The sequence below is a fragment of the Rhizobium skierniewicense Ch11 genome (assembly GCF_023757665.1).
In the GTDB taxonomy this organism is placed as follows: domain Bacteria; phylum Pseudomonadota; class Alphaproteobacteria; order Rhizobiales; family Rhizobiaceae; genus Agrobacterium; species Agrobacterium skierniewicense.
In genome coordinates, this window is the sequence record NZ_RXPG01000029.1 from 246276 (window position 1) to 267204 (window position 20929).

Sequence of the window (20929 nt, forward strand, 5' to 3'; positions counted from 1 at the left end):
GCCTTTGCCTTATGCGGCGATGCCGGCCATCATCAGGCCCAGTGTCTGTTCTTCAGCTTGCGCCGTTTTTTCTCCGACAACCCGGCCCGCAAACATCACCAGAATGCGGTCCGACAGAGAGCGGATTTCATCCAGCTCCACCGACACCAGAAGAATAGCCTTGCCTGCATCGCGCATTTCGATAATGCGCCGGTGGATGAATTCGATGGCGCCGATATCCACGCCTCGCGTCGGCTGGCCGATGATCAGCATTTTCGGATCGCGCTCGATCTCGCGCGCAACGACGATCTTCTGCTGATTGCCGCCCGAGAAATTGGCGGTCTTCAAATTCGCGTTCGGTGGGCGGATGTCGTATTTCTCGATCTTTTCGATGGCATCCTTACGGATGGCTTCCGGGTTCAGGAACATGCCCTTGCCGTATTTCTCATCGCGGTGATAGCCGAGAATGGAGTTCTCATACTCCTCGAACTTCAGGACGAGCCCCATATGGTGGCGGTCTTCTGGAATGTGCGCCAGACCCAGCTTGCGCAAGACAGCCGGGTCGACCCTATCCACGGTCTTGCCGCCCATCAGGATTTCACCGGAATGGGGCTTGCGAATGCCGGCGATGGCTTCCAGCAATTCCGACTGGCCGTTGCCGGCCACACCGGCAATGCCGACGATTTCCCCCGCGCGCACATCAAACGAGACATCGTCCACCATGGTCACGCCACGGCTGTCCTTGACGGTGAGATTGCGAACCGAAAACAGGACCTCGCCCGGATTGGCTTCGCCCTTCTCAACCCGCAGAAGCACGCGACGGCCAACCATGAGTTCGGCCAGTTCCTCGACCGTGGTTTCCGAGGTCTTGCGTGTCGCCACCATCTCGCCACGGCGCATGACCGAGACCTCATCGGTGATCGCCATGATTTCGCGCAGCTTGTGGGTGATGAGGATAACGGTCTTGCCCTGATCCCTGAGAACGCCGAGGATTTTGAACAGGTGATCGGCTTCTGCCGGTGTCAGCACGCCGGTCGGCTCATCGAGGATGAGGATTTCGGCGCCGCGATACATGGCCTTCAAGATTTCGACGCGCTGTTGCAGGCCCACCGGCAAGTCCTCGATGATCGCATCGGGATTGACCTCGAGACCGTATTCGCTTTCCAGCCGCTTCAACTCCTTGCGGGTTGCCGCCGTGCCCTGGGCCAAGAGCATGCCGCCTTCAGCGCCCAGCATGATGTTTTCCAGCACCGAGAAATTCTCGACCAGCATGAAGTGCTGATGCACCATGCCGATACCGACATCGATGGCCGCCTGGCTATCCCGAATGTTGACGGGCTTGCCATCGATACGGATTTCCCCGGAATCTGCGGAATAGAAGCCGTAAAGGATCGACATCAATGTCGATTTTCCCGCGCCGTTTTCCCCGATGATGCCGTGGATGGTGCCCTTGGCAACGGTAAGATTGATATTCTTGTTGGCGTGCACGGTGCCGAATTTTTTATCGATACCGACAAGCTCGATCGCAGGTTCCATCGTCAACCCAAATGTCTCCGGAGGCTGGATATGAAAAGGGCGCAACGCGAATGCCGCGATGCGCCCCTGTTAAAATGATCACATCACTTCGGGCAGGAATTGTCAGACATATAGTCGTGAACCTTGACGGTGCCAGCAATGATGTCGGCCTTCGCCTTGTCCACAGCTGCCGTCATTTCCGGCGTGATCAGAGCCTTGTTGTTGTCGTCCAGAGCGTAGGCCACGCCATCTTCCTTGACGCCAAGCGACGTTACACCAGCGGTGAACTTGTCGTCCTTGGTGTCTTTGAAGGCGTTATAGACGGCCAGATCGACGCGCTTGACCATGGAGGTCAAAACGGAACCGGGATGCAGGTGGTTCTGGTTTGAATCCACGCCGATGGAGTATTTCTTGTTATCGGCTGCGGTCTGGAGAACGCCGAGACCTGTTGCGCCAGCTGCCGCGTAAATCACGTCCGCGCCCTGATCGAGCTGGTTCTTGGTCAGCTCGCCACCACGAACCGGATCGTTCCAGGCGGCACCGGTGGTTCCGGTCATGTTCTGGAAGACTTCGATCTTGTCGTTGGCGGCCTTTGCGCCCTGGGCGTAGCCGCAGGCGAATTTGCGGATCAATGGAATGTCCATGCCGCCGATAAAGCCGACCTTGCCGCTCTTGGAAGCCATGCCAGCCAGGAGACCGACGAGGTAGGACCCTTCCTCTTCCTTGTAGACGACAGAGCGCACATTCGGCAGCTCAACGACGGAGTCGATGATGGCGAATTTCGTGTCCGGGAACTCGGCTGCAACCTTTTCCATGGCTGATGTCCATGCAAACGACACCGCAACAACGGGGTTGAACCCGCGGCTGGCGAAGTTGCGAATGGCCTGCTCGCCCTGCGTGTCGCTGGTCGGCTCGAAATCGCGGTATTCGGTACCGGTTTCGGCCTTGAACTTTTCAGCGCCTGCGGCAGCGGCTTCGTTGAACGACTTGTCGAATTTGCCGCCCGTGCCATAGACCAGCGCAGGCTTGATGTCCGCAGCCAAAGCGGAAGCCGACATCGCGGCCAGCGCGAAAAGCGTCAGAAGGGATTTTTTCATTGTGCAGCCCTGTTGTTACAGTTTGGTTTTTTAAAGGGTCCTCCCGCAAACCCGTTGAAGCGGGCATGTCTGCGGAACCGCCAGCCTTTTCTAGACTGTGCGCGGCGATACTTGCACGCCTTCAAGAAAAATTCATCCGCTTTTTTTGACCCGATGGAAAAACCGTTAACTGCCGATATTTTCATCCCTTACAACAGGCATTTGCCAAAAAGAAAAGCGCCTCTCGACGTTTGATGACGTCAGAAGGCGCTCTCGATCAACTCAATTTCGGATCAACCGATGTTGCAGCTCACACCGGTTCCGCGCAGGCCACAATATCCGCCGGGGTTCTTGGCGAGATATTGCTGATGATAATCCTCGGCGTAATAGAAGATATCCAGCGGCTCGATTTCCGTCGTGATCGACTGATCGTGCCCGGCGGCCTTCAACGCCTGCTGGAACGTATCGCGCGCAGCCTTGGCCTGCGTCAGCTGCTCGTCGCTCGTCGTGTAAATGACGGAGCGATAGGTCGTGCCGATGTCGTTGCCCTGACGCATGCCCTGCGTCGGGTCGTGTTCCTCGAAGAAAATCTTCAGCAGGGCACCGAGCGAGACTTTTGCCGGATCATAGACCACCTTGACGACTTCGGCATGACCGGTCAGCCCGGTTGTGGTTTCCTGATAATGCGGATTGCGGGTCAAGCCGCCGGAATAGCCGACCGCGGTGACCCAAACGCCCGGCGTTTTCCAGAACAGACGTTCTGCACCCCAGAAACACCCCATGCCGAGGTAGACCGTTTCGAGGTGATCGGGATAGGGACCTTTGAGGGGGTTTCCGTTGACGAAGTGGTGCTCCGGCACGGTGACTTCTTCATCGCGACCGGGATAGGCCGTCTCTGGCGTCGGCATCGTGGTTTTCTTGGACTTGGTATCAAACCCGAACATTGCATTCTCCTTAGCGCGCACACATGCCGCCATTTGGTTTGTGCAGTCATGGTCGTGGCGAACCCGCCTCTAGGCGGAAAAGCGGCCCAGTGCCCTGCGCTTCCTGTATCCCGCCATCCAGAACAGGAGGGACAGGGCAAGAAGAACCGCAAAGGCAGGGACCATCGAAAGGCCATTTTCGAACCATCGCCACGCTTCAGGATGAATATAGTGCGCGACACCCGTTTGTGCCATGGCGAGCGAGGCGGGAAAAAACTCAAACCAGACATCCCGCGCACTCATCAGGTCTACCGATGAGGTGGAAACGGAGCGGATCGAATCAAACACGCCAACGCCCACGGCCGCTGCCAGACACACAAAACTAATGAACCGGAAAATCGCTTTCACGAAAAAACCTCTGCCGATGGCTGTTCAGGACCGCGCCGCCCTTGATGGACCGGCGCATTTTTATGGGCCTGTTTCCCCACTGGATAAAGGTGCCAACACCCCTTTGCAATCGCGGCGACGGAAAGGAATTGGCCGGCAAATGAAAAAACTGTCAGATTCAGGTTGATCCCAGCGAATTCATCGGTATATATCGCGCCGTTCCAGTGATTTGCAGTTTTCCAAACATGCAGACGTTTAGACGGACAGGTGGCCGAGTGGTTTAAGGCGCACGCCTGGAACGCGTGTGTGCGTGAAAGCGTACCGTGGGTTCGAATCCCACCCTGTCCGCCATCCTCTTCATCAAAACCTTCAGACACGTCAGCACGATCAACCTGTCGTTTCCTTGAACAGCACGTTCTGGTCGAGCAAATAACGCGAGAACAGCGGCAGGCTTGCGCCGCCGATGGCGCGGGCCTGGCTGCCGACAGCCCCTTCTCGGATTTCGGGGACGACGACGCCCTGGAGGTCGTGGAGATCGAGCGCCTTGCGGGTGGCGGCGGTGATGCGCGCGCGGACCCATTCTGGAAAACCGCCGTCGATGATGACGGAGGCGAAATCGATGATCGAGGCTGCGGCGAGAACAGCCTGGGCAAGTGCTGCAGCGGTGTTCTGGATCCAGCGTTCCAGAGGTTCGCCGAAATCGACCCATTCATCCGGCGAGAACCAGAGCGGTTTCGGGTCTATGTCGTTTTCGCGCAGCATGTCTTCCAGCACAAAGATCGAAGCGATCTTGAGAAGCGGTACGGTGGAGCCATCTCGTCCCTGCACCGGAAGCGGACCGATGGCGCCCGCAGCGCCCGTACGTCCGGAAAACAGGGCGGAATTCAGCACGACACCGCCGCCGATGAAGGAGCCGATGAAGACATAGAGAAAATCCGGGTAATTCTGACCGGCACCGAAAACAAGTTCTGCGCCACAGGCGCTTGTCGCATCGTTCTGGAGGAATACCGGATAATCAACCTTTTCGGCTACTCCCGCCCGCAGATCGACACTGCGCCAGCGGTCCATTTCCACCTGCGGAGCACCCACTTCCTGCGCCCAGCTCCACAATTCGAACGGGGCTGCGATGCCGATGCCCGCAATACGCTGGCGCTGGGTGGCTGTGAGTTGCGCTTCCAGTTCGGCAATGCCATCGACCACGAAAGGAATGATCCATTCCGGCATGGGATAGGGGTAGGTGTTGCGCAGCTTCAAGCGGATGTGCCCGACGAAATCCATCAGCACCAGATCCACGCTTCGACGACCGATTTTCACACCGAAGGAGAACACGGCGTCCGGGTTCAGTCGCATGGGCGTGGAGGGCTGCCCAACCTTGCCGCGCAGAGGTTCTCCACGGATCAGCAGTCCGTCGCTTTCAAGCGAGCGCATGATGACGGACACGGTCTGGGCCGACAGGCCGCTTCGGCGGGCAATCTCGGCTTTCGACAGGCCGCTGTGCCGTCTCACCAGCGACAGGACGAGACGTTCATTATAGGCGCGAACGCGCACCTGATTGGCGCCCCCGCTCACATCCGGTGCGGTTGCTGGCGCGTGCTGTTGAAGCTCGCTTGAGCGTCTCATATGGCATTTCCTCCCTGCCAGCGGCGTTTTCAGCCGCCTGCATATGCTCTCCCCAGCCTTGATTTGCTTGGAAAAAGTGGCGTCCTCTCACCCCGTTTCCCTCAGCTGAGGAAGGCTTAACATGCCATATGGAATTAATAATTCAATTGGATTTATTTATTGACAGCCGTCTGTTTTGGTGCTTCCATCTGTCGCAGTGGCTCCGCTCTTGGAGGAGAAGGGCCGCAACAGTCGCTTCAACAGAAGCACTTGTCTCATCAGGGAGGACTACATGAAAAGCACTGTTTCCGCCATTCTCGGCGCGCTTGCGCTTGGCGTTTCTTTTGCATCCGTCGCATCGGCTGCCGACACGTCGGTTTGCCTCATCACCAAGACCGACACCAACCCCTTCTTCGTCAAGATGAAGGAAGGCGCGACCGCCAAGGCCAAGGAAGTCGGCGTGACGCTGAAGTCCTATGCCGGTAAGATCGATGGCGATTCCGAAAGCCAGGTTGCCGCCATCGAATCCTGCATCGCCGACGGTGCCAAGGGCATTCTCATCACCGCTTCCGACACAAAGGGCATCGTTCCCTCTGTCAAGAAGGCACGCGACGCTGGCGTTCTGGTCATCGCGCTTGACACGCCTCTCGATCCTGTTGATTCGGCTGATGCGACCTTCGCCACCGACAACCTGCTTGCTGGCAAGCTGATCGGCGAATGGGCCAAGGGCACGATGGGCGAAAAGGCCAAGGATGCCAAGGTCGGCTTTCTCGACCTCACGCCTGACCAGCCAAGCGTCGACGTTCTGCGCGACCAGGGCTTCATGATCGGCTTCGGCATCGACCCGAAAGACCCGAACAAGATCGGCGATGAAGTCGATCCGCGCATCGTTGGCCACGACGTGACGAACGGCAACGAAGAAGGTGGCCGCAAGGCCATGGAAAACCTTCTTCAGAAGGACCCCGACATCAACGTCATCCACACGATCAACGAACCTGCCGCTGTTGGTGCCTACCAGGCACTCAAGGCTGTCGGCATGGAACAGAACGTGCTGATCGTATCGGTTGATGGCGGTTGCCCGGGCGTGAAGTCTGTTCAGGATGGCGTCATCGGCGCAACATCGCAGCAGTACCCGCTGATGATGGCAGCTCTTGGCGTGGAAGCGATCAAGAAGTTCGCGGACACAGGCGAAAAGCCAAAGCCAACCGAAGGAAAATCCTTCTTCGACACAGGCGTTTCGCTGGTAACTGACAAGCCGGTTGAAGGCGTACCTTCGATCAGCGTCAAGGAAGGTCTTGCCAAGTGCTGGGGCTGATCTCCAGCTTATGACAAGCATCAGGCCAGCCGGAACCCCCGTTCCGGCTGGCATTGCCCGGAAGTTTTCGCAGTCAGATTATCCGGCTAAGGATCAAGCCCCGCAGCGGGCTTACGCTGGCGAGCGGGAGGAGGAAACATGAGCGGAATTCAGGAATTCGAGCAGGTGCTCGATGGCAGCGACAAGAATGTCGCCTCGTTCGAACAGCAAAATATCTCACTTTTGAAACGTGCGCAGAATTTTCTGCACTCGACACCGGCGGCCGTGCCGCTGATCGTTCTGGTGATGTCGATCGCGATTTTCGGTCTGACCATCGGCGGTCGTTTCTTTTCATCCTATACATTGACCCTGATCCTTCAGCAGATTGCCGTCGTCGGCATTCTTGGCTCGGCGCAGACGCTCATCATCCTGACGGCCGGTATCGATCTGTCGATCGGTGTCGTCATGGTGATCTCATCCGTCGTGATGGGCAACGTGGCTGTGACCTATGGATTGCCAAGCGGTGTTGCCGTTCTGGCCGGTTTCGTGGTCGGCGGATTGTGTGGGCTCTTCAACGGCTTTCTGGTCGCCGTGGTCAAACTACCGCCGTTCATCGTGACTCTCGGCTCATGGAATATCGTCATGGCGACAAATTTCATCTATTCCGCCAACCAGACGATTCGCGATACGGATGTGTCCCAGAACGCACCCCTTCTTCAGGTCTTTGCCACCAATTTCCGCATTGGCAGCGCCATTTTCACACTTGGCGTCATCGCCATGGTGCTTCTGGTTGGCCTTCTCTGGTACATTCTCAACCACACGGCCTGGGGCCGTCACGTCTATGCCGTGGGGGACGATCCAGAAGCCGCAAAGCTCTCCGGTATCCAGACGCGCAAAGTCCTTCTCAGCGTCTACACTGTTGCCGGCATCATCGCAGCCTTTGCAGCCTGGGTGGCGATTGGCCGTAACGGCTCGATTTCACCCTCTGCTGCAGTGACAGACTATAACCTGCAAGCCATTACGGCGACCGTGATTGGCGGCATTTCGCTGTTTGGCGGACGCGGCTCCATTCTCGGCACTCTGTTTGGTGCGATGCTGGTGGGTGTGGTGTCGATGGGCCTCAACATGCTCGGTGCAGACCCGCAATGGAAAGTCATGTTGACCGGCTGGCTCATCATCGCCGCCGTCGCAATTGACCAATGGATCCGAAAGGCAGGCGCGTGATGACCACAGACACCACAAAGCAACCCATTCTTTCCGCCCATGGTCTGGTCAAGCGTTACGGGCGCGTGACCGCTCTCGACAATGCAGACTTCGATCTCTATCCAGGTGAAATCCTGGCTGTCATCGGTGACAACGGCGCGGGCAAGTCCTCTCTGATCAAAGCTCTGTCAGGGGCCGTCCGTCCCGACGAAGGCGAGATCAGGCTGGATGGCAAGGCCGTGCAGTTCAAAACGCCGCTCGAAGCCCGCGATGCCGGGATCGAGACCGTCTATCAGAACCTTGCGCTCTCGCCTGCCCTGTCGATCACCGACAATATGTTCCTCGGGCGAGAACTGAGAAAGCCTGGGTTCATGGGCACAGTCCTGCGCAAGCTCGATCATTCCGCCATGGACAAGTTTGCCCGCAACAAGCTCTCCGAGCTGGGCCTGATGACCATTCAGAACATCAACCAGTCGGTGGAAACCCTGTCGGGTGGTCAGCGTCAGGGCGTGGCCGTGGCCAGAGCAGCCGCCTTCGGTTCCAAGGTCGTCATTCTGGACGAACCGACGGCTGCGCTGGGTGTGAAGGAAAGCCGTCGCGTGCTGGAACTCATCCTCGATGTGCGCGCCCGTGGCATGCCGATCGTGCTCATCTCCCACAACATGCCGCATGTGTTTGAGGTCGCAGACCGCATTCACATTCACCGGCTGGGCAAGCGCCTTTGCGTCATCAACCCGAAGGAATACACCATGTCTGACGCCGTGGCCTTCATGACGGGTGCCAAGGAACCTCCGAAAGAGACGCTCGCGGCATGACGATGACACTGGATGCGATGGCTGACGACATCGTCAAACGCGCGTCAGACCATACCCGCTTCATCGTCGCCATTGCCGGCCCCCCCGGGGCCGGCAAGTCCACGTTGGCGGACGCGCTTCACGGCGAGCTGACCAGACGCGGAGAAAAAGCCGAAGTCCTGCCCATGGACGGCTTTCATTTGGACAATGGCATTTTGCAAGCGTGCGGACTGTTTGCGCGCAAGGGTGCACCCGAAACCTTCGATGTCAGGGGCTTTGCCGATATCGTCGCCGCCGTACGCAAGGCGGATCAGGAGGTGCTCGTGCCGGTGTTCGACCGTTCCAGAGAAATCGCCATCGCCTCCGCCCGGGCCATTGCGCCGGATACACGGTTCATTGTGGCCGAGGGCAATTATCTTCTTCTCAACGAAGAGCCCTGGGTGCATCTGAAAAGCAGCTACGATTTTTCGATTTTCGTGGGTCCGTCCGTTAAGGTTCTGGAACAGCGACTGCGCGATCGCTGGATCGGCTATGGGCTGGACGAAGCGGGCATTATCGCCAAGCTTTATGAAAACGACCTGCCCAACGGCAAACGCGTGGTCGAGAACTCTGTGGGCGCCGATATCAGCATCGATATCTGGGAGTAGCGCCCAGACCAGCAATCAATATGCGCTTTGTCTGAAAATCCATTCCGATTTTCGAGCGCATGTTGTAGGTCATGATCCCATGACGATTCTGGATGCGGCATGACTGCCAAGGTTTTTCTCTCACGACTGAAACTGAGCGAGTTTCGCAATTATGCGGAGGTGTCGCTGCGCCTCGACGCGCGCCATGTGGTGCTGACGGGCGACAATGGATCGGGCAAGACAAATCTGCTGGAGGCCGTCTCCTTTCTATCGCCCGGGCGCGGATTGCGACGTGCCATCCTTTCCGACGTCACGCGGGTGGGGGCCGAACATGCGGGCTTTTCCATCTTTGCCGAGGTTGATGGCATGGATGGCGAGGTTGCCATCGGCACAGGGGTCGAGGGAGAAGGCGAGACCCTGTCGCGCCGGCTGCGGTTGAACGGCACGCCGGTTAAATCCGTCGATGAGTTGACCGATCATCTTCGCGTCTTGTGGCTCACGCCTGCGATGGACGGCCTGTTTACAGGCTCGTCTTCCGACCGCCGCCGCTTTCTCGACCGATTGGTTTTGTCGCTCGACCCAAGCCATGGACGCAGGGCGAGCGATTTCGAAAAAGCCATGCGCGGCCGCAACCGTCTTTTGTCGGACGGTCGTTTCGATCCGGTCTGGCTCGAAGGCATCGAGAAGCAGATGGCGGAGCTTGGGATTTCCATGGCGGTCGCACGCCACGAAATGCTGGGCCTGCTGAAAGCGCTGATCGACAGTCGCAGCAACGACGCAAATTTTCCGACCGCATCGCTGACGCTGTCTGGCTTCATGGACGGCGAGTTTCATCGTCCTGCGGTCGATCTGGAAGACGCCTATCTGGCGACGCTCAAGGACAACCGCTACCGCGATGCTAGCGCCGGGCGAACGCTGGAAGGTCCGCACCGGGCTGACCTCTTCGTGCGCCACGCAGAGAAGGACATGGATGCGGGCCGCTGTTCGACAGGCGAGCAGAAGGCACTCCTCGTCGGGCTGGTTCTGGCGCATGCGCAACTCACGGCCAACATGACCGGCCACGCGCCGGTGCTGCTTCTGGATGAGATTGCCGCTCATCTGGATGAAGGGCGACGGGCTGCACTGTTCGATCTCATCCATGCGCTGGGTGGGCAGAGCTTCATGACCGGCACGGACGTGTCGATGTTTGCGGGGCTCGGTGAGCGCGCCCAGTTTTTCGATGTTTCCCATGGAAGCATCGGGTGATAGTTCTTAAATCCGCTTCATATTGTCTGGAGAGTAGACCTTGGATCCGCTGACGCCCGAGGAAATCGAACGCTACAAGCGTCATATCCTGCTGCCGGAGATCGGCGGTACGGGCCAGCAGCGTCTGAAGGCTGCCAAAGTGCTGGTGATCGGCGCCGGGGGCCTCGGCGCGCCGGTGCTGTATTATCTGGCAGCGGCCGGCGTGGGTACGCTCGGTCTTATCGATGACGACGTGGTATCCCTGTCCAATCTTCAGCGCCAGATCATCCACGATACGGGCACCATCGGCGAGCGGAAGACGCAGAGCGCCCGCCGCGCCATCGCGCAGTTAAACCCGCATGTGCGGACGCAGAATTTCGAAGAACGATTCTCGCTTGTCTGGGCGCATGACCATCTGAAATCCTTCGATCTGGTGATCGATGGTTCCGACAATTTCGACACGCGCTACGCCGCAGCCGACGCAGCAGAGACCGCTCGCGTGCCGCTGGTGACTGGCGCCGTCGGTCGCTTCGATGGGTCCGTGACCGTCCTGAAACCCTATGAGACCGGACCCAACGGCATGTTATGGCCCGGTTACCGCGATCTCTTCCCTGCCCCCCCACCGGAGGGCGTGGTGCCATCCTGCGCGGAAACCGGCATCGTCGGTGCCTTAACCGGGGTCATCGGCACGATCATGGCGATGGAAGCCATCAAGCTGATAACCCGGACCGGAGAGCCGTTGATCGGACGGCTGCTCCTCTACGACGCGCTGGCCGCGCGTTTCGACACCGTGCGGTACAAGCGGCGCGCATCCAAAGCATGATCGATATCGTCAAGATCGACGGCGACTTCTCACGGTTTTCCGAGTTGCTGGCGCTGATCCTCTCGTCCTTTGCCTATATGGACGGCGTCATCGATCCACCGTCCTCAGCGCACCGACTGACGCCCGAGACACTGGCGCAGAAAGCACGCGACGAGATGGCTTTCGTTGCGCTCCAGGACGAGACCCTGCTGGGGTGCATATTCTTGAGGCCGGAAGCAACCAGCCTTTATATCGGAAAACTCGCGGTTCCCCCGGTGGCGCAGGGCAAAGGCGTAGGCTTTGCTCTTCTGGGTAAAGCGCAAGAGGTAGCCGTTGGTTTGGGACTTACGGCGCTGCGGCTGGAAACACGCATCGAGCTTGCTGGCAACCATCGTCGCTTTGCGGCATGGGGTTTTGTGAGGACGGCGGAAAATTCCCATCCCGGCTACACACGGGTGACCTTTATTGAGATGACGAAGCGTCTTGCCTGATATCGTCTAGGCCCGCCCCGGCAGAACCCGGTTTGGGGGACGGTGACCATCGTAAAAGGCGCGGATGTTGATGATGACCTTATCACCCATGTCGATTCGGCCTTCGATGGTGGCCGAGCTCATATGCGGCAACAGAACGACCTTGCCCTCTTTGGCAAGCTTGATGAGCTTGGGGTTCACAACCGGTTCATTTTCGAAAACGTCGAGGCCGGCGCCCGCGATCTTGCCGTCCATCAGGCATCGGATCAGCGCCGCCTCGTCGATGATATCGCCACGTGCGGTATTGACGATGTAGCTCGTAGGCTGCATCAGCGCCAGATGACGGGCCGATATCAGGTGATAGGTGGCAGGCGTCGACGGGCAGTTGACCGAGACGATGTCCACGCGAGCCAGCATCTGGTCGAGGCTGTCCCAATAGGTCGCTTCGAGCTCGGCTTCGGTGGCCGGATTGACGCGCTTGCGGTTATGATAATGGATCGAGAGGCCGAAGGCTTTGGCGCGACGGGCAACCGCCGTGCCGATGCGCCCCATGCCGACGATGCCGATGCGCTTGCCCGACAGACGGCGTCCCAGCATCCATGTGGGCGACCAGCCCAGCCATTCATCCGAGCCATTGGCAAGAACACGGGTTCCTTCCACCAGACGGCGCGGGACGGCCAGGACCAGGGCCATGGTCATATCAGCGCTGTCTTCGGTCAAGACATTCGGTGTATTGGTGACGGTGATGCCCTTGCGGGCGGCGGCATCCACATCGATATGATCGATGCCGTTTGAAAACCCGGCGATCAATTTCAGTTGAGGGCCTGCCTGCTCGATCATATCGGCTGTGATGCGGTCAGTGACGGTCGGCACCAGAACGTCCACGGTCTGCATGGCGGCAATCAGCTCAGCCTTCGTGCGTGGGGCATCTTCGATGTTCAGCTCCGCGTCGAACAGCTCTCGCATGCGGGTTTCGACCAGATCCGGCAATTTGCGTGTCAAATAGACGGTCGGTCTCTTCTTATTCGTCATTGTCCGATGGCACCTTGTTCAGAGGTCGTTAACCAAAAAGAGCGATAATTTCTTTCACCACGGGCGTTTCTACCAGACCCATCGGCGAAGACAAACAAATCTCGCATGTTGCCGTCATCGACTGTTGAAATGGTAGGCCCGATCGTCATCTCGATTGCTGAAACGCAAGGAAACGGAAACCGGCATGCGTAGCATTGTCCTTATTGTCTGCATGGCATTGTCGCTGGGTTTTCTCGACGCTGCAAGCGCGCCTGTGATGGCACAAGGTGCTGCCAAGGGCGCAAGTGGTCTTCCCTTGCCACGCTTCGTCAGCCTGAAATCAAAACGCGTCAACATGCGCATCGGCCCGAGCACCGATTATGCCGTATCGTGGATGTACATGAAGTCCGGCATGCCGGTGGAAATCATTCAGGAATATGAAAACTGGCGGCGAATACGCGACGCCGATGGCACCGAGGGCTGGGTCAATCAGGCGCTGCTCTCAGGCGAGCGAACCGCTGTCGCAGCGCCATGGATGCGCGGCAAGGGAAAAGACGTCTATGTCAACCTGCGCCGCGAACCACAATCCGGCGCGGCTATTATGGCCAAGCTGGAGCCCGGTGTACAAATCAGGATCGGCGAATGCAACGGCGACTGGTGCAAGGCCGAAGCCGGTCAGGTGACCGGCTGGGTGTCTCAGGGCGAAATCTGGGGTGCCTATCCCGGAGAAGCCTTCAAGTAAGCGATGGCTTTCAGATGAGGCCATGCTTTTCCGCCAGCGCCTGCAGCGATGACATGGGACGTGGGCCGACCTGCTGGATGACGGCAGCCGCCGCCAGGCAACCGAGCTTGCCGCTATCTTCCAGCGAACGCCCCTGTGTATAGCCATACAAGAAACCGGCGGCGAAAAGGTCGCCTGCACCCGTCGTATCGACCACGTCGAAAACCGGGTAGGCCTCGACCTTGATGCGTTCTGTGCCACGAACGATGGTGGCCCCCTCCTCGCTCATGGTCACCGCCGCGATCTTGCAATCGGCGGCAATCTTTGTCAGCGCCAGATCGAAGTCATCGGTCTCATAGAGCGAGAGCGCCTCCTGCTTGTTGGCGAACACGATATCGACCGTGCCGGAGCGCATGAGATCGAGAAATTCATCGCGGTAACGACCGACGCAGAAACTGTCGGACAGCGTCATGGACACTTCGCGGCCATTTTCATGGGCAATGCGAGCGCAATCGCGGATCGCATCCTTGGCGCGTGGCGGGTCCCAGAGATAGCCTTCGAAATAAGTGACCTGCGATTCGGCAACGACCGATGGCTCGACGTCTTCAGGACCGAGATCGACACAGGCGCCGAGATAGGTGTTCATGGAGCGCTCTCCGTCTTCGGTGACGAAGATCATCGAGCGGGCCGTTGGCGGAAAGGTTCCTTGCGGCTTGGTTTCGAAGTGGACGCCCTGGGCGCGAATATCGTGCTGGAAGATTTCGCCGAGCTGATCTTCCGCCACCTTGCCGAAATAGGCGGCACGTCCGCCGAAATTGGCGATGCCAGCCGCCGTGTTGCCAGCGCTGCCGCCAGACGCCTCCAGTGCCGGGCCCATCAACGAATAGAGCAGTTCGGCGCGCTCGGCATCGATGAGGTTCATCGCGCCCTTGGTGATCTTGGTCTCTTCCAGAAACTGATCATTGCAGCGGGAAATGATATCCACGATGGCGTTGCCAACTGTCAGTACGTCGAATTTTGTCATGAGCCTCTTATCCGAGATGCATCAGTGGATGCGTTACCTGCCATCAGGTCTTAAAGAATTTTGGCGACAAGAAAAGCCAAAACAGTTGCGACTCCTGCCAGAACAGCTGCTACGAAAAAAGAAACGCGTCATGTGTCTGTCATGCAGCGTTGTTATAGAATGCCCATTGCGTCATCACGGATGTACTGGTGACGCAAGCGGATGAAAGCGGGGGCGACCTCGCTTTTTTCTTTTGTACGGACCGTTGACGTTGTTCGGTCGCAAGAGATGCGCTAGACCGGAAGCCTTCTGCCAAGGGCCTGCGAAAGTACCTCCGCAATGTATGCTGTCGCCATCAATGTCGCGCCGATCTTCCTTCTGATTCTCATTGGCTGGATGACGGTCAAGGTCAAGCTTTTCAAGGTGGACGCCAGCGATGTTCTCAGCGACTTCGTGTTCAAGATCGCCGTTCCCACACTGATTTTTCGCACGCTGGCGTCTGCCGATTTTCACGGCGCCTCGCCGTTCAAGCTGTGGGTCACTTATTTTGCCGGTGTCGCAGTGACCTGGACCGTGGGACAGCTGGTGACGCGGCACGTCTTCAAGCAGGATTTGCGTATCAGCGTCGTCGCCGGCATATCATCGGCCTTTGCCAACAACATCTTCATCGGCCTGCCGCTTGTCGGTCGCTCCATCGGGAGCGACGGCATCGTGGCGATTTCCATTCTGCTGGTGATACACCTGCCGATCATGATGATTGCCGGAACGATCCTCATGGAAAATGCCACCCATAAGGTTCTGGGCGGAGAAAAGCGCAATGCGTTTGCCGTTCTAAAGCAGGTGGGACGAAATCTGGCGCAAAACCCCCTGGTGATCGCGCTTTTGCTGGGCTTGGGCTTCAATATGACGGGCTTCACCATGCCTGAGGTCATGACGACCGTCATCGATCAAATCGCCAGCATGGCAGGACCTGCGGCACTGATTTCGCTGGGCATGGCACTGACCAAATATCCCATTCGCGGCAATTTGCGTATTGCGGTGACGATGACCGCATTGAAGCTGATTTTGCTACCGGCGTGTGTGTGGGTCACCGCCCATGCTCTGGGCTTGAGCCCGGCATGGACCGCCGCACTGGTTCTGACATCCTGTGTGCCGACCGGCATCAATTCCTGGCTTTTGGCCAACCGCTTCGGCATCGGCCACAGCATTGCAGCTTCCACGATCAGCATTTCTACCCTGTTCGGTGTGCTGACCGTGTCGTTCTGGGCGTGGCTCCTGAGCTGATTACTTCTGCGCGCTCAAGACCTTGAAGCGGGAATTGCGGCAGACTTCCTGGCTGGAGCGGAATTCGGTGGACAGGATCGTCTCATAGGGCATGCCGCGATTGGCGACCATCAGCAGCTTTCCGCCGCTGCGCAGTGCCGTCGCCGCCGTCTTGATCATGGCCTGTCCGAGGGCCGGCTCTGACGCCTGACCATTGGCATGGAAGGGCGGGTTCATGATGATGAGGTCGTATTTTTCCTTTGGCGGCTCTGCCACCAGATCCTGCCAGAAGAAGCGGGCGGTCAGACGCGGGCAGTTTTCCAGCATATTGGTTTTTGCCAATTCCAGCGCGTTCCAATCGGCTTCGAACAGATCGATGCGGGCAGTGCGCGCGGACTTTTCAGCCAGCATGACGGAGAGATAACCCCAGCCAGCGCCAAAATCGGCAGCGTTGCCATCGAAGTCTGTCGGCAGGCGTGATGCCAGAAGTTCGGAGCCGCCGTCCACGCGGTCGTGCGAGAACATGCCGGGCATCGCGGTAAAGCGGCCATCGATGGTGGCAGCACCCTGCTGGAGCTTCGAAACAGCTGCCGAAACATCGTCGGGACGTCTGAACCAGATGGCGACGCCGTGATATTTCGGTGTCGATTCCGCCTCTATGCCCAGCTTCGACAGGGTCTTGCGCAGCGTGACGATGCCGTCTTCCTTGGAACCGGCAGCGACGATCAGACCGCCCGCCTTGACGCGGATGAGCGCCTCTGCAAGGCGGTTTTCGTTTTCGCCCCGGTGTTTGCCGCCGATCAGAAGTGCCACGTCGTAGTCTTCGCCCGAAATCTCCGGCGTTACCTCGACGCCCTGCGCATGCAGTGCACGGTAGAGTGGGCGAAGGTTCTGAACAGCGGTGATGGTGGCATCGAAGCCCTCCAGGCGCGGGGCGCCTGCTTCCGCGCCCAGAAACAGCACGCGCTCTCCCTGGCCGGGCACATCCAGCATCTGCGCAGCAAAAGGGTGGAACAGGGTTTTGACGGCGTCGCGGCTCATGGGGTCGGTCCTAAGTTCAAATAGAGCAATTCCAGCAAAAGTGGGAACCGGTTTTGCGTCCGGAATTGCGTAAAACAAACAGATAGAGCGTTTCCGGTGAACATGTGTTCACCGGAAACGCTCTAGAAAAAAGGCGCGGGACATATCCCGCGCCTCGATATTGCTCAGCGCGTGCAGCCTTACTCGGCAGCTTCGCCTTCGCTCTTCTTTTCAGCAACGGCTTCCTTGCCGGTTGCCTGATCGACAACCTTCATGGACAGGCGAACCTTGCCACGCTCGTCAAAGCCCATCAGCTTGACCCAAACCTTGTCGCCTTCCTTGACGACGTCGGAGGTCTTGGCAACACGATCGGATGCCAGCTGCGAGATGTGGACGAGACCGTCGCGTGCGCCGAAGAAGTTGACGAATGCGCCGAAGTCAGCAGTCTTGACGACCGTACCTTCGTAGATCATGCCAACTTCAGGCTCTGCCACGATGGAGTGGATCCACTTGCGGGCCGCTTCGATTTCCTTGCCCGAGGACGAGGCGATCTTGACGGTACCGTCGTCTTCGATGTTGATCTTGGCGCCGGTCTTTTCGACGATTTCGCGGATGACCTTACCACCGGAACCGATGACTTCACGGATCTTGTCGACCGGAATGTTCATGACTTCGATGCGTGGTGCAAATTCGCCGAGCTGCGAACGTCCTTCGGTGATGGCGTTGGCCATTTCGCCGAGAATGTGCGTGCGACCGCCCTTTGCCTGCTCCAGAGCGACCTTCATGATCTCTTCGGTGATACCGGCGATCTTGATGTCCATCTGCAGCGAGGTGATGCCGTCAGCTGTACCGGCAACCTTGAAGTCCATGTCGCCGAGGTGATCTTCGTCACCCAGGATGTCCGACAGAACGGCAAAGCGTTCGCCTTCAAGGATAAGGCCCATGGCAATACCGGCAACCGGCTTGGCAAGCGGAACGCCTGCATCCATCAGAGCAAGCGATGTGCCGCAAACGGTTGCCATCGAGGACGAGCCGTTCGACTCGGTGATCTCGGAGACGACGCGCAGCGTGTAAGGGAACTGCTCAGGCGATGGCAGCATTGGACGAATGGCGCGCCACGCCAGCTTGCCGTGACCGATTTCGCGGCGGCCCGGGGAGCCCATGCGGCCGGTTTCACCAACCGAGTAGGGAGGGAAGTTGTAATGCAGAAGGAAGCGTTCCTTGTACATGCCGGTCAGGCTGTCCACGTACTGCTCGTCTTCGCCGGTGCCGAGTGTGGCAACAACGATGGCCTGGGTTTCGCCGCGTGTGAAGAGCGCCGAACCGTGGGTGCGTGGCAGCATGCCGACTTCAGATACGATCGGACGAACAGTGGACAGGTCGCGACCGTCGATGCGGCTCTTGGTGTCCAGAATGTTCCAGCGAACGATCTTCGCCTGAAGGTGCTTGAAGACAGCGCCGATGACTTCGTTGGTGTACTTCGGCTCGGCACCTTCTGGGAAGAAGTGGGCCTTGACCTTGGACTTGGCGACGTCAACGGCTGCGTAACGGGCAGCCTTTTCGGTGATCTTGTAAGCATCGCGCAGTTCAGCTTCGGCAACGCCGAGCATTTCAGCTTCGAGAGCGGAGAAATCTTCCGGCTCGAATTCGCGGGGTTCCTTGGCAGCAACTTCAGCCAGCTTGATGATGGCGTCGATGACCGGCTGGAAACCGCGATGACCGAACATGACGGCACCGAGCATGACTTCTTCGTTAAGTTCCTTGGCTTCGGACTCAACCATCAGGACGGCGTCCTGCGTACCGGCAACGACGAGGTCGAGAACAGACTCGTCCATCTCGTCGAGATGCGGGTTCAGAACATATTCGCCGTTGATATAGCCGACGCGCGCGCCGCCGACGGGGCCCATGAAAGGCACGCCCGAGAGCGTCAGGGCGGCAGAAGCGGCAACCATGGACAAGACGTCCGGGTCATTTTCGAGATCGTGCTGAATGACGGTGACGACAACCTGTGTGTCGTTCTTGTAGCCTTCAGGAAACAGCGGGCGGATAGGACGGTCGATCAGGCGGGAAACCAGCGTTTCCTTTTCGGAAGGACGACCTTCGCGCTTGAAATAGCCACCGGGGATCTTGCCGGCTGCATATGTCTTTTCCTGGTAGTTGACGGTCAGCGGAAAGAAGTCCTGACCAGGCTTTGGCGACTTGGCGGAAACGACGGTCGCGAGAACCATTGTTTCGCCGTAGGTTGCGATAACCGCGCCATCAGCCTGACGGGCAACTTTGCCTGTCTCAAGTCTTAAGGGGCGGCCTGCCCACTCGATTTCGACGGAATGTTGATTGAACATATCTTGTCCTCAAATGTAGCCCCGGTTCTCACATTGAAGGAAAACACGGAGGCTTTAACAGGTCACGGGCAAGACAGCGGGAGGCTCAAAGGCATGTACGAGAAACATGCGGCAACGCTTCAAGCGCTGCAAAAGCATCCGGCAATCCTGCCCCATGACAGGTCATCGGTTTATGTCAGACGGCACCGGCCCATCCGGCCCATCTTCGTTTTCGCGTCTTGAAAAGACTGCGGATAAAGAAACCGGCGGGACTTCTGAATGAACCCCGCCGGTGTCATGTTTTTAGCGGCGGATACCGAGGGCACCGATCAGCTTGGTGTAACGGCTTTCGTCCTTCTTCTTGACGTAGTCAAGAAGCGAACGGCGGCTGGAAACCATGGTCAGAAGGCCACGACGCGAGTGGTTGTCCTTCTTGTGATCCTTGAAGTGGCCTGTCAGGTTGTTGATCCGTTCGGTCAAAATTGCGACCTGAACTTCCGGCGAACCGGTATCACCTTCCTTGATGGCATATTCCTTGATGAGGGCGGCTTTGCGCTCTGCAGTAATCGACATCGGACGATCCTTTCTATTTAAGGAAAAACGGGACGCCAAGTACCGGGATGTCGTCCAGCACTGGCCATTCATTAGCGCGGGCGCTGCCCAAGCTGCCGCTGCCTATAAACCAATTGGTCCATAAAGGAAAGAGGCGATTGGAACCGCCTCTTTGGGATGACCGGATGTCTGAGCGTTCAACCGAAAACGCGCTTAGGGCGGAACTCGCCTTCGGCAATCTCGCCAATGGCAATCAGTTTGCCGCGTGCCGTGGCATAGGCTTCCATTTCCTGGGTCGGCGCATCGCGGCCGCGCAACAGGATTGCATTCCCCATCTTCAGACGATGCGCCTGATCATCGTTGATGATGAGATGCGGTAGAGACGACAGGGCTTCCGATGTGTCAATAAGATAGGCGTCAAGCGCTGCTGCTCTCTCGTCGCGGTCTTCGATGGCTTCGAATTCGATCAGCTTTTCCAAGGAAACCATGGTGTCTTCCGCGAAGGGCGCCACCATGGAGCGGCGCAGCTGCGAAATGAAGCCGTAGCAGCCGAGATCGCGACCCAGGTCACGGGCGAGCGCGCGCACATAGGTGCCCTTGCCGCACTCGACTTCGAAATGCGCCGTGTTGGCATCCGGGCAGGCCAACAGCGTTATGCGATGGATGATGACTTCGCGGGCGGGGATTTCGACGGCTTCACCGCCGCGTGCGATATCGTAGGCGCGTTCACCGGCAATCTTGATGGCCGAAAACTGCGGTGGTATCTGCATGATGGTGCCGGTGTAATTCGGCAGCAGGTCACGGATCGCCTGCTCGTCCGGACGGTCGGTCGAGGTGTTGAGCACGTCGCCTTCCATATCATCGGTGGTACGCTCTTCGCCCCACGAGACCGTGAATTCATAGATCTTGCGGCCATCCATCACATAAGGGACGGTCTTGGTCGCATCACCCAGCGCAATCGGCAGCATGCCGGAGGCGAGCGGATCGAGTGTTCCGGCGTGGCCAGCCTTTTGGGCATTGAAGAGCCATTTGATCTTCGAGACGGCTTCGGTCGAGCCAAAATCGAAAGGTTTGTCGAGAATGAGCCAGCCGGAGATAGCCCGGCCCTTGGGCTTACGGTTCTGCTGTTTGCGTGGTTTGGACATG

General features: G+C 58.2%; 20 protein-coding genes and 1 tRNA gene. 10 read left to right on the top strand and 11 right to left on the bottom strand.

Annotated elements, in window-relative coordinates:
* Nucleotides 1-9 precede the first annotated feature (9 nt).
* From EKM04_RS19610 to EKM04_RS19625, 4 genes are all read right to left on the bottom strand, one after another.
* The gene (locus tag EKM04_RS19610; protein WP_183896814.1) at nucleotides 10-1515 is read right to left on the bottom strand and encodes an ABC transporter ATP-binding protein; all 1506 of its coding nucleotides are present in this window, start codon (nucleotides 1513-1515) and stop codon (nucleotides 10-12) included.
* Nucleotides 1516-1598: 83 nt separating this feature from the next.
* Nucleotides 1599-2591, bottom strand: coding sequence for a BMP family lipoprotein (locus EKM04_RS19615; protein ID WP_174151744.1), 993 nt, complete (start codon nucleotides 2589-2591; stop codon nucleotides 1599-1601).
* Between the two features lie 272 nt (nucleotides 2592-2863).
* On the bottom strand, nucleotides 2864-3514 hold the full coding sequence (gene msrA, locus EKM04_RS19620; protein ID WP_183896756.1) for a peptide-methionine (S)-S-oxide reductase MsrA: 651 nt from the start codon (nucleotides 3512-3514) through the stop codon (nucleotides 2864-2866).
* Nucleotides 3515-3583: 69 nt separating this feature from the next.
* Entirely contained in the window at nucleotides 3584-3901 is a 318-nt protein-coding gene (locus EKM04_RS19625; protein ID WP_183896757.1) for a hypothetical protein, read from the bottom strand.
* A gap of 240 nt (nucleotides 3902-4141) precedes the next feature.
* Here EKM04_RS19625 and EKM04_RS19630 point away from each other — a divergent pair.
* Nucleotides 4142-4231: transfer RNA gene (locus tag EKM04_RS19630), tRNA-Ser, on the top strand.
* Nucleotides 4232-4267: 36 nt separating this feature from the next.
* On the opposite strand, the gene EKM04_RS19635 is transcribed toward EKM04_RS19630, so the two are convergent.
* Nucleotides 4268-5500: an ROK family transcriptional regulator gene (locus EKM04_RS19635; RefSeq protein WP_183896758.1), complete on the bottom strand. Its 1233-nt coding sequence runs from the start codon at nucleotides 5498-5500 to the stop codon at nucleotides 4268-4270.
* Between the two features lie 271 nt (nucleotides 5501-5771).
* Between EKM04_RS19635 and EKM04_RS19640 the strand changes: the two genes are divergently transcribed.
* From EKM04_RS19640 to EKM04_RS19670, 7 genes are all read left to right on the top strand, one after another.
* The gene (locus EKM04_RS19640) at nucleotides 5772-6794 is read left to right on the top strand and encodes a sugar ABC transporter substrate-binding protein (protein ID WP_183896759.1); all 1023 of its coding nucleotides are present in this window, start codon (nucleotides 5772-5774) and stop codon (nucleotides 6792-6794) included.
* Between the two features lie 138 nt (nucleotides 6795-6932).
* Nucleotides 6933-7997, top strand: coding sequence for an ABC transporter permease (locus tag EKM04_RS19645; protein ID WP_183896760.1), 1065 nt, complete (start codon nucleotides 6933-6935; stop codon nucleotides 7995-7997).
* A complete protein-coding gene (locus EKM04_RS19650) occupies nucleotides 7997-8791 on the top strand; it encodes an ATP-binding cassette domain-containing protein (protein WP_234900134.1) in 795 nt (264 codons plus the stop codon). The genes EKM04_RS19645 and EKM04_RS19650 overlap by 1 nt, the downstream gene beginning before the upstream one ends.
* Nucleotides 8788-9417 carry a nucleoside triphosphate hydrolase gene (locus EKM04_RS19655; RefSeq protein ID WP_183896761.1) on the top strand — a complete coding sequence of 210 codons (630 nt, stop codon included), beginning with the start codon at nucleotides 8788-8790 and terminating at the stop codon, nucleotides 9415-9417. The genes EKM04_RS19650 and EKM04_RS19655 overlap by 4 nt, the downstream gene beginning before the upstream one ends.
* A gap of 99 nt (nucleotides 9418-9516) precedes the next feature.
* Nucleotides 9517-10641 carry a DNA replication/repair protein RecF gene (gene recF / locus EKM04_RS19660; RefSeq protein ID WP_183896762.1) on the top strand — a complete coding sequence of 375 codons (1125 nt, stop codon included), beginning with the start codon at nucleotides 9517-9519 and terminating at the stop codon, nucleotides 10639-10641.
* A 40-nt stretch (nucleotides 10642-10681) separates the two neighbouring features.
* Entirely contained in the window at nucleotides 10682-11443 is a 762-nt protein-coding gene (locus EKM04_RS19665) for a molybdopterin-synthase adenylyltransferase MoeB (RefSeq protein ID WP_183896763.1), read from the top strand.
* Nucleotides 11440-11913, top strand: a complete 474-nt coding sequence (locus EKM04_RS19670; RefSeq protein WP_183896764.1) for a GNAT family N-acetyltransferase — start codon at nucleotides 11440-11442, stop codon at nucleotides 11911-11913. The genes EKM04_RS19665 and EKM04_RS19670 overlap by 4 nt, the downstream gene beginning before the upstream one ends.
* A 6-nt stretch (nucleotides 11914-11919) precedes the next feature.
* Here the strand turns inward: EKM04_RS19670 and EKM04_RS19675 are convergent, their stop codons facing one another.
* Nucleotides 11920-12924, bottom strand: a complete 1005-nt coding sequence (locus tag EKM04_RS19675; RefSeq protein ID WP_183896765.1) for a 2-hydroxyacid dehydrogenase — start codon at nucleotides 12922-12924, stop codon at nucleotides 11920-11922.
* Nucleotides 12925-13108: 184 nt separating this feature from the next.
* On the opposite strand from EKM04_RS19675, the gene EKM04_RS19680 reads away from it, so the two are divergent.
* On the top strand, nucleotides 13109-13645 hold the full coding sequence (locus tag EKM04_RS19680) for an SH3 domain-containing protein (protein WP_183896766.1): 537 nt from the start codon (nucleotides 13109-13111) through the stop codon (nucleotides 13643-13645).
* Between the two features lie 10 nt (nucleotides 13646-13655).
* On the opposite strand, the gene EKM04_RS19685 is transcribed toward EKM04_RS19680, so the two are convergent.
* Nucleotides 13656-14648 (bottom strand): adenosine kinase, encoded by a 993-nt coding sequence (locus EKM04_RS19685; RefSeq protein WP_183896767.1) that lies wholly within the window; start codon nucleotides 14646-14648, stop codon nucleotides 13656-13658.
* A gap of 318 nt (nucleotides 14649-14966) precedes the next feature.
* On the opposite strand from EKM04_RS19685, the gene EKM04_RS19690 reads away from it, so the two are divergent.
* A complete protein-coding gene (locus tag EKM04_RS19690) occupies nucleotides 14967-15911 on the top strand; it encodes an AEC family transporter (RefSeq protein WP_183896768.1) in 945 nt (314 codons plus the stop codon).
* Here the strand turns inward: EKM04_RS19690 and EKM04_RS19695 are convergent, their stop codons facing one another.
* The 4 genes from EKM04_RS19695 to truB all read right to left on the bottom strand — a co-directional run bounded on the left by EKM04_RS19695 (nucleotide 15912) and on the right by truB (nucleotide 20928).
* Entirely contained in the window at nucleotides 15912-16931 is a 1020-nt protein-coding gene (locus tag EKM04_RS19695; protein ID WP_183896769.1) for a class I SAM-dependent methyltransferase, read from the bottom strand.
* Between the two features lie 179 nt (nucleotides 16932-17110).
* Complete coding sequence (gene pnp, locus EKM04_RS19700; RefSeq protein ID WP_183896770.1) at nucleotides 17111-19252, bottom strand: polyribonucleotide nucleotidyltransferase; 2142 nt, start codon at nucleotides 19250-19252, stop codon at nucleotides 17111-17113.
* Between the two features lie 282 nt (nucleotides 19253-19534).
* On the bottom strand, nucleotides 19535-19804 hold the full coding sequence (rpsO, locus tag EKM04_RS19705; RefSeq protein WP_067649741.1) for a 30S ribosomal protein S15: 270 nt from the start codon (nucleotides 19802-19804) through the stop codon (nucleotides 19535-19537).
* 176 nt (nucleotides 19805-19980) lie between these two features.
* Nucleotides 19981-20928: a tRNA pseudouridine(55) synthase TruB gene (gene truB / locus EKM04_RS19710; protein ID WP_174151727.1), complete on the bottom strand. Its 948-nt coding sequence runs from the start codon at nucleotides 20926-20928 to the stop codon at nucleotides 19981-19983.
* Nucleotide 20929 lies beyond the last annotated feature (1 nt).